Raw genomic sequence first — 8,936 nt, forward strand, 5'->3', positions numbered from 1 at the left:
CGCCCGACGCCACCGACCGGGGTGGGTCGAGCGGGGCCACCGTGCGGCACCTCAGAAGGCGCAGGCCACGACGAGTTCGGTGGTGCGGTCGGGCAGCAGGTCGAGCTTGGCGATCCGACCCGCCGCCCGGACGTCGTCGGCCACCAGGGTGAGCCGGTCGAGCAGGGCGGCCGGCCCGAGCGCCTCGGCCAGCGGCACCTCCGCCTTCATCGACAGCTTCCGCTCCGACTTGGCCCGGCGCACCTGGCCCAGCGCGTCGGCGGCCAGCCGCAGCAGTTCCGGGTCACCCGGCCCCTGCACCGCCCTACCCACCTCGTACGTGGTCGGCCAGGTCGCCCGGTGCACCGAGCCGTACCGCCACCACGACCAGACCTCCTCGGTGACGAAGGGCAGCACCGGAGCGAAGAGCCGCAACTGCACCGAGAGCGCGGTGGCCAGCGCCGCCCGGGCCGAGTCGGCCCCCGGCCCGGTGCCGTAGGCGCGTTCCTTCACCAGCTCGATGTAGTCGTCGCAGAACCGCCAGAAGAACGCCTCCGTGGCGATCAGCGCGGCCGTGTGGTCGTACCCGTCGAAGGCGGTGGTCGCGGTGGTGACCACGCCGGACAGTTCGGCGAGCATCGCGGTGTCCAGCGGCGCGGTCGCCGGGGCCCGCAGCGCGTCCGCGGCGCCCAGCCCGAGGGCGAACTTCGACGCGTTGAGCAGCTTCGTGGCGAGCCGCCGACCCACCTTGATCTGCGCCGGGTCGAAGGCCAGGTCCATGCCGGGCTTGCCGCTGGCCGCCCAGTAGCGGACCGCGTCCGAACCGTGCTGCTCCAGCAGGCCCAGCGGGGTGACCACGTTCCCCTTGGACTTGGACATCTTCTTCCGGTCGGGGTCGAGGATCCAGCCGGAGAGCACGGTGTCCCGCCAGGGCAGCACACCCTGCTCCAGGTGCGCCCGGACCACCGAGCCGAAGAGCCAGGTCCGGATGATCTCCTGCCCCTGGGGGCGCAGGTCCATCGGGAAGACCCGCCGGAACAGGTCCTCGTCGTTCTCCCAGCCGCCGACGATCTGCGGGGTCAGCGACGAGGTGGCCCAGGTGTCCAGCACGTCCGGATCACCCACGAAGCCGCCCGGCACCCCGCGCTGCGCCTCCTCGTAGCCCGGCGGCGGCTCGCTCGACGGGTCGACCGGGAGCACCGATTCGTCCGGCGTGAGAGGCTGGGACCAGTCCGGCTCGCCAGAGTCGTCGAGCCGGTACCACACCGGCACCGGCACGCCGAAGAAGCGCTGCCGGCTGACCAGCCAGTCACCGGTCAGGCCGCTCACCCAGTTCTCGTAACGGTGCCGCATGTGCTCCGGCACCCAGCGCAGCTCCCGCCCCCGCGCCAGCAGTTCCTCGCGCAGGCCGAGATCCCGGCCGCCGTTGCGCAGGTACCACTGGCGGGTGGACACGATCTCCAGCGGCCGGTCGCCGCGCTCGTAGAACTTGACCGGGTGGGTGATCGGGCGCGGCTCGCCCACCAGGTCACCCGCGTCGCCCAGCAGTTCGACCATCGTCCGCCGGGCGCCGTTCACGGTCTGCCCGGCCAGGGCCGCGAAGGGCTCGGCGGGCACGCCGGCCGGGGGCTCCGGCAGCAGCCGGCCGTCCCGGCCGATCACCACCCGGGTGTCCAGCCGCAGGTCCCGCCACCACGTCACGTCGGCCAGGTCACCGAAGGTGCAGACCATCGCGATGCCGGTGCCCTTGGCCGGATCCGCCAGCGGATGCGCCCGCACCGGCACCTCGACCCCGAAAACCGGGCTGCGCACCGACGCGCCCACCAGGTCCGCGTAGCGTTCGTCGTCGGGGTGGCAGACCAGCGCCACGCAGGCCGGCAGCAACTCCGGCCGGGTCGTGTCGATCAGCACCTCGCGGCCGCCCGGGCCGTGGAAGCGCAGCCGGTGGTAGGCGCCCGGCCGCTCCCGGTCCTCCAGCTCGGCCTGGGCAACCGCGGTGGCGAAGCCGACGTCCCAGAGCGTCGGTGCCTCCGCCTGGTACGCCTCGCCCCGGGTCAGGTTGCGCAGGAACGCCCGCTGGCTGGTCGCCCGGGCCACCCGCCCGATCGTGGTGTAGGTCAGCGACCAGTCCACCGACAGCCCGAGCCGCCGCCACAGCGCCTCGAAGACCTTCTCGTCCTCCGCGGTGAGCACCTCGCACAGCTCGATGAAGTTGCGCCGGGAGATCGCCAGCGGGTCCTTCCGGGCCGCCTCGCTCACCGGCGCCGCCGGCGGCCGCCACTCCGGGTCGTACGGCAGGGCCGGGTCGGGGCGCACCCCGTAGACGTTCTGCACCCGACGCTCGGTGGGCAGGCCGTTGTCGTCCCAGCCCATCGGGTAGAAGACCGTCCGGCCGCGCATCCGCTGGAACCGGGCCACCGTGTCGGTGTGCGTGTAGGAGAAGACGTGCCCCATGTGCAGCTCGCCCGATACGGTCGGCGGCGGGGTGTCGATCGCGTAGACGTCCGGGCGCTCTTTCGAGCGGTCGAACGCGTACGTCCCGTCCTCCTGCCAGCGGCGCGCCCAGGTCTCCTCGATGCCGTCCAGGGTCGGACGCTCGGGGACGCCGGCGCGGGCCGTCCTCGCCGTATCGGTCATCAGCCGATCGTAGGCAGCCGACCCGGGCCGCTCCACGACTTTCGGTCCCGTGGCGGCCACCAGCCGCAGGTCCGGCGAGGACGGTTTCGGATGCCGGCGGAAAGGATCTTCCCGAACAGCGCGCTCGGGGTGCGTGAATCAGATCAGGGAGTCGCGCCACTGGCGGTGCAGGGCGGCGTACCGGCCGCCGGCGGCGGCGAGCTCGGCCGGGGACCCGTCCTCCACGATCCGGCCGCCGTCGAGGACCAGCACCCGGTCGGCGATCTCCACGGTGGAGAGGCGGTGCGCGATCACCAGCGCGGTGCGGTCCCGCAGGACGCTGTGCAGCGCCCGCTGCACCAGGCGCTCGGTCGGCACGTCCAGCGAGGAGGTGGCCTCGTCGAGGATCAGCACCCGGGGATCGGCCAGGAACGCCCGGGCGAACGCGACGAGCTGTCGCTGCCCGGCGGAGAGCCGGCCGCCGCGCCGGTGCACGTCGGTGGCGTACCCGTCGGGGAGTGCGGCGATGAAGCCGTGCGCGCCGATCGCCCGGGCGGCGGCCTCCACGGCGTCGTCGTCGGCGTCCGGTCGGCCGAACCGGATGTTCTCCGCGACCGAGCCGCTGAACAGGTGGTTCTCCTGGGTGACCAGCACCACCGCCCGGCGCAGCTCGGCGTCGGCCAGGTGCCGCAGGTCCACCCCGTCCAGGCTGATCGTGCCGGACGCCGGGTCGTGGAACCGGGCCAGCAGCTTGGCGATGGTGGACTTGCCGGCGCCGGTCGGCCCGATCAGCGCGACGGTCTGCCCGGCCGGCACGGTCAGCTCCAGCCCGGACAGGATCGGCGCCTCCGGCCGGTAGCCGAAGTGGACGCGGCGGAACACCACCGCGCCCCGCGCCGGGCCGGCGGGCAGCGGCACGGGTCGCGCCGGCTCGGCCACGGCGGGCCGCTCGTCGAGCACCCCGGCGAGCTTCTCCAGCGCGGCGGTGGCCGACTGCAACGCGTTGTAGAACTGGCTCAGCTCCTCCATCGGCTCGAAGAACCGGCGCAGATAGAGCAGGAACGCGGCGAGCACGCCGACCTCGGTCCGCCCACCCAGCACCCGCCAGCCGCCGTAGCCGAGCACCGCCGCGGCGGTCAGGTTGCCGATCAGCCGGATGCCCGGCGAGTAGACCGCGATCAGCCGGAACGCGCGCAGGCTGGCCTGCCGGTAGTCGTCGTTCACCGCGGCGAAGATGCGCTGGTTGCGGGGCTCCCGCCGGTACGCCTGCACCGCCCGGATCCCGCGCAGCGACTCGACGAAGTGCACGATGACCAGCGCCACCGCCTCCCGGGTCCGCCGGTACGCCCCGGCCGAGGCACGGGCGAACCAGCGGGACAGCCCGAACAGGAACGGGAAGGCGAGCAGGGTGACGACGGCCAGCGGCAGGTCGAGCCAGAGCAGGATGCCCGCCACCGACAGCACCGACAGGGCGGCCATCACCAGCTTGTCGATCCCGCCGTCGACCAGCTCGGCGATCGAGTCCAGGTCGCTGGTCAGCCGGGACACCATCCGGCCCGAGGTGTAGCGCTCGTGGAAGCCGACATCGAGGTGGAGGAAGTGGCCGTACACCCGGTTGCGGAGGTCGAGCAGGACGGCCTGGCCGATCCGGGCGGCGAGGGCGAGGAAGGCGCGCCGGGTGGCGTACTCGATGCCGGTGGCGATGACGAACGCGGCGGCGACGGCGACCAGCGGGCCGGTGTCGCCGGCCCGCAGCGGCCGGATGCCCCGGTCGATGCCGAGCATCACCAGGTACGGGCCGGCCATCGCGGCGGCGTTCTGGGCCAGCAGCAGCGACACCGCCAGCCCGAGCCGGGCGCGGTGCGGGCGGAGCAGCTCGCGGAGCAGGGCCCGGCTGCGGGCCCGGAGCCGCGCCACCGCCTCGGGCGACGAGTCCTCTGCCCGGCTGCGGTCGGCGTCGGGGTCGGTGGCCCGCCCGCGCCAGCGGGACAGGTCGAGGTCGGGGCCGTCACGCTGCCGGGACGGGTCGAGGCCCGGGTCGCCGGGATCCCGGGACGGGTCGAGGCCGGGGTCGCCGCGCTGCCGGGGCACCCGGGGGGCGGGCCCGCTCATGACCGCACCAGGCCGACGCCGTCCACCCAGCGCTCCGGCTCGGCGGAGAGCACCGCCCGGTAGGCCGGCACCCCGGCCAGCAGCTCCGAGTGGGTGCCGACGGCGACGATCCGGCCGCCGTCGAGCAGCGCCACCCGGTCGGCGAGCGCCACCGTGGACGGCCGGTGTACCACCAGCAGCGCGGTGGTGTCCCGCAGCACCCGGCGCAGGGCCGCCTCGACCAGCGCCTCGGTGTGCACGTCGAGCGCGGAGAGCGGATCGTCGAGCACGAGCAGCGCGGGCCGGCCGAGCACCGCGCGGGCCAGCGCCAGCCGCTGCCGCTGCCCGCCGGAGAGGGAGAGCCCCTGCTCGCCGACGCGGGTGGCCAGCCCCCACGGCAGGTCGTACGCGAACTCCGCCTGGGCCAGCGTGAGCGCGGCCCGGACCTCGTCCTCGCCGGCGTCCGGCCGGCCCAGCGTCAGGTTCTCCCAGACCGACATGGAGAACAGGGTCGGTTCCTCGAAGGCCATCCCGACCAGCCGGCGCAGCGAGCCGAGCCGCAGGTCGCGCAGGTCGTGCCCGTCGAGGGTGATCCGGCCGGCGGTCACTTCGTGCAGCCGGGGGACCAGGGACAGCAGGGTGCTCTTGCCGCAGCCGGTCGCCCCGACCAGGGCCAGCGTCTCGCCCGGCTCGACGGTCAGCTCCACCTCGCGCAGCACGGGCGCCGGGCTGCGGGGGTAGCGGAAGCTCACCCGCTCGAAGCGGAGCCGGCCGCGCACCTCGGCCCGGTCCAGCGCGTAGGCGTGCGGGGCGTCCACGATGGTGGGCGGGGTGTCCAGCACCTCCTGGATCCGGTCGGCGGCGGTCGCCGCCTCCTGCCCGTTCGCGATGATCCAGCCGAGCGACTGCACCGGCCAGATCAGCATGAGCTGGAGGCTGACGAAGGCGACCAGCTCGCCGATGGTGAGCCCGCCTCCGGCCACCGCGGCGGCGCCGGCCACCAGCACCACCCCGAGGGTCAGGTTGGGCACCAGGTCGAACAGCGCGGAGGTGCGGGCCAGCAGCCGGGCCTTGCCGATCCCGGTGTCGTGCAGCCGGCGGGCGCCGGTGGCGAACCGGGCGGCCAGCTCCGGCCCACGCCCGTACGCCCGCATGGTGCGCAGCCCCTGCGCGGTCTCCTCGACCAGCGTGGCCACGTCGCCCTGCTGGTCCTGCATCCGGCGGGACGCCGCGTGGTAGTGCCGGGCGAACCGCCGGCTGATCAGGAACAGCGGGACGGCGCTGGCGGCCACCAGCAGGCCGAGCCAGGGGTGCAGCCGGATCAGCAGCACCACCACGGCGGCGTAGGTGATCAGGTTGAGCACCAGGAAGAGCAGGCCGAAGGAGAGGAACCGGCGGATCACCGAGAGATCGCTCGTGATCCGGGAGAGCAGTTGGCCGGACTGCCACCGGTCGTGGAAGCCGGCCGGTAGGCGTTGCAGGTGGGCGTAGATGTCGGCTCGGATGGCCGCCTCCATGCCGACCGAGGAGGAGGACTGGGTCCACCGCCGGGTGAAGATCAGCACCGCCTCGGCCAGGCCGAGCAGCAGGGCGAGGGCGCCGAGCCGGAGCAGCCCGGCCACGTCGTGCCGGGCCACCGGCCCGTCCACCACCCGCTGCACCACGAGGGGTACGGCCAGGCTCGCCGCCGTGGCGCCCAGCGCGGCGAGCAGCAGCCAGGCGAACTCCGTCGCGTACGGGCGAAGGTAGGGACGCAGTCGCCAGAGGTTGCGCAGCGGGTGGGGACGGGCATCGTGACACGCCGCGGGGTTGCCGTCGCTCTGCGCAGGCACTACCCGACGGTAGCGGCACCGGGCGACAGTTCGGCTGTCAGCTAGCCGTCACCCGTCCCTCATGCCCGAGAAGCCACTTCTTCACGTCCAGCCCCCAGCGGTAGCCGCCGAGCGTGCCGTCGGTGCGCAGCACCCGGTGGCAGGGCACGAAGAGGGCGGCCGCGTTGCGGGCACAGGCCGCCGCGGCGGCGCGGACCGCGGCCGGCCGCCCGGCCAGCGCGGCGAAACCGGTGTACGTCACCGGGTCGCCCGGCTTGACGTCGCGCAGCACCTGCCAGGCGTGCCCCAGGAAGGCGCCACCGGTCTGCTGCTCGACCGGGACGGTGTCGATCGCGGTCAGGTCGCCGGCCAGGTAGGCGCGCACGGCGGCGGTCACCGGGCCGAGGTCGGCCCGCTCGCGCAGCGCGCCGCGCAGTCCGGGGTGGACGAGGGGCACCAGGGCCGCCGGGTCGGTGGTGAAGCCGGCCGCGCGTACCGCCCCGTCGGGTCCGGCCAGCACGCTCAGCGGGCCGGCGGGGGTGTCGATGACGATGCTGTCCAGTGTGGTCATGCCGCTCTCCAGAGTCGGATCACCGCGTACGACCGCCAGGGGCGCCAGCGGTCCGCGTACGCGTTCAGGGTCTTCGGGTCGTCGGGCAGGCCGAGCGCGGCGGCGCCCCGGCGTACGCCCAGGTCGGTGGGGAGGAGGACGTCGGGGTCGCCGAGCGCGCGCATGGCCACGTAGCCCGCGGTCCACGGTCCGACGCCGGGCAGTGCGGCCAGCCGCCGCACCGCCTCCTCCCGGTCCCCACCGGGAGCCAGGTCCAGCGAGCCGTCGGCCACGGCCCGGGCCACCGCCCGGATCGTCTCCCGTCGCGCCCCGGGCATCCGGAACGCGCCGTCCGCCGCGCCGAGCACCTCCTCGGCACTGGGAAACGCGCGCAACGCCTGCGGGCAGTCCGGCGGGGCCTCCCCGTCGGCCGCGGGGCCGGGCGGGGTGGTGGTGGCCGCCAGGAGGTGGGTGAGGGTGGTCCTGGCCGAGCGGAGGGAGATCTGCTGGGTGGTGATGGCGCGGACGGCCATCTCGAAGCCGTCCACGGCGTGCGGGAGGCGGACGCCGGGTTCGGCCTCCACCGCGGGGGCCAGGGCGGGGTCCGCCGCCAGGGTGGCGTCGACCGCGACCGGGTCGGCGTCCAGGTCGAGCAGGCGCCGGCAGCGGGCCACCGCCGGGGCCAGGTCGCGCATGTCGGCCAGCCGCAGGGTGGCGGCCACGTGCCCGTCGGCCGGGGTCAGCGACACCGTGCCGGGCCCGTGTGGCAAGCGCAACCCCCGGTGGTACGCCCCGTCGCGCACCTCCTCGACGCCGGGCAGCGCGCGCAGCGCCAGGAAGTCCAGCAGCGCTCCCGCGTGCAACGGCGGCCGGTACGCCAGCCGCAGCGTGATCGTGCCCGCCCCGCCGACCGTCCGCCGCCCGCCCCGGCTGACCCGCAGTTCGGACGGGGTGGCCCCGTACACCTCGCGGACGGTGTCGTTGAACTGCCGGACGCTGCCGAACCCGGCGGCGAACGCCACCTCGGCCAGGCCGAGGCCGGTGGTCTCGATCAGGATCCGGGCGGTCTGCGCGCGCTGCGCGCGGGCCAGTGCCAGCGGCCCCGCGCCCAGTTCGGCCCGGAGCATCCGGTGCAGGTGCCGCTCGGTGTAGCCGAGCCGTGCCGCCAGCCCCGGTACGCCGTCCCGGTCCACCACGCCGTCGGCGATCAGCCGCATCGCCCGCCCGACCACGTCGGCCCGGACGTCCCACTGCGGCGAGCCCGGGGCGGCGTCGGGGCGGCAGCGGCGGCAGGCCCGCAGCCCGGCGCCCTGCGCGGCGGCGGCCGACGGGAAGAACCGGACGTTCTGCCGCTTGGGGGTGGTCGCCGGGCAGGACGGCCGGCAGTAGATCCCGGTCGACGTCACGCCGGTGTAGAACCAGCCGTCGAACCGCTGGTCGCGGCTGTCGACGGCCCGGTAGCACCGCTCGAAGTCGAGTTCCATGACACCGATCCTGCCTCGCAGGTCGGGTCCTCGGCTGGCGGGATTCGGACGCGGCCGTCCGCGACCGCCTCCGGCGCTCGCGGACGCGTCACGGCGGCCGTGTTCAGCGCCCGTCGCGGCCGTCGGTGGAACGCCATGGAGGTCGGTCGGGACACCTCCATGGCGTTCCACTCACCGTCGGAGTGGCGGCGTCCGGCCGTGGAGCAGGGGGACCAGGCCGGGCCCCGCCCGCGAACCAGCCCGGATCAGCCGCGCGGGGTCGGGGTGGGGATGGGCCAGGGTTCGGGCTCGCCCGGACCGCTGGGGGAGGGGACCGCGGTCGGGTCGCCCGGACCGCTCGGGCTGGGCACGGGGCCCCCGGGCCGGCTCGGCCGGCCCGGCGGTGTGGCGCTGGGGGAGGGCGGC

The 8,936-nt window shown here is 75.2% G+C and carries 5 protein-coding genes and 1 pseudogene; 1 reads left to right on the plus strand and 5 read right to left on the minus strand.

The features are described from left to right. Positions 1-51 precede the first annotated feature (51 nt). From valS to B0E53_RS10075, 5 genes are all read right to left on the minus strand, one after another. A complete protein-coding gene (valS, locus tag B0E53_RS10055) occupies positions 52-2,616 on the minus strand; it encodes a valine--tRNA ligase (RefSeq protein ID WP_107075786.1) in 2,565 nt (854 codons plus the stop codon). Positions 2,617-2,754: 138 nt separating this feature from the next. Beyond that, a complete protein-coding gene (locus B0E53_RS10060) occupies positions 2,755-4,707 on the minus strand; it encodes an ABC transporter ATP-binding protein (RefSeq protein ID WP_107075787.1) in 1,953 nt (650 codons plus the stop codon). Further along, the gene (locus tag B0E53_RS10065; protein ID WP_107075788.1) at positions 4,704-6,518 is read right to left on the minus strand and encodes an ABC transporter ATP-binding protein; all 1,815 of its coding nucleotides are present in this window, start codon (positions 6,516-6,518) and stop codon (positions 4,704-4,706) included. The genes B0E53_RS10060 and B0E53_RS10065 overlap by 4 nt, the downstream gene beginning before the upstream one ends. A gap of 37 nt (positions 6,519-6,555) precedes the next feature. Beyond that, positions 6,556-7,068: a methylated-DNA--[protein]-cysteine S-methyltransferase gene (locus tag B0E53_RS10070; protein ID WP_107075789.1), complete on the minus strand. Its 513-nt coding sequence runs from the start codon at positions 7,066-7,068 to the stop codon at positions 6,556-6,558. Next, complete coding sequence (locus B0E53_RS10075; protein WP_107075790.1) at positions 7,065-8,531, minus strand: AlkA N-terminal domain-containing protein; 1,467 nt, start codon at positions 8,529-8,531, stop codon at positions 7,065-7,067. Before B0E53_RS10075 ends, B0E53_RS10070 begins: the two co-directional genes overlap by 4 nt. Positions 8,532-8,666: 135 nt before the next feature. Here B0E53_RS10075 and B0E53_RS38620 point away from each other — a divergent pair. After that, positions 8,667-8,936 (plus strand): annotated as a pseudogene (locus B0E53_RS38620) (hypothetical protein); the annotation flags it as partial.

The sequence above is a fragment of the Micromonospora sp. MH33 genome (genome assembly GCF_003013775.1).
GTDB lineage: Bacteria > Actinomycetota > Actinomycetes > Mycobacteriales > Micromonosporaceae > Micromonospora > Micromonospora fulviviridis.

Coding starts and splice junctions, on each gene's coding strand:
- B0E53_RS10075 (WP_107075790.1), bottom strand. CDS start 8,531: ATGGAACTCGACTTCGAGCGGTGCTACCGGGCCGTCGACAGCCGCGAC.
- B0E53_RS10060 (WP_107075787.1), bottom strand. CDS start 4,707: ATGAGCGGGCCCGCCCCCCGGGTGCCCCGGCAGCGCGGCGACCCCGGC.
- valS (WP_107075786.1), bottom strand. CDS start 2,616: ATGACCGATACGGCGAGGACGGCCCGCGCCGGCGTCCCCGAGCGTCCG.
- B0E53_RS10070 (WP_107075789.1), bottom strand. CDS start 7,068: ATGACCACACTGGACAGCATCGTCATCGACACCCCCGCCGGCCCGCTG.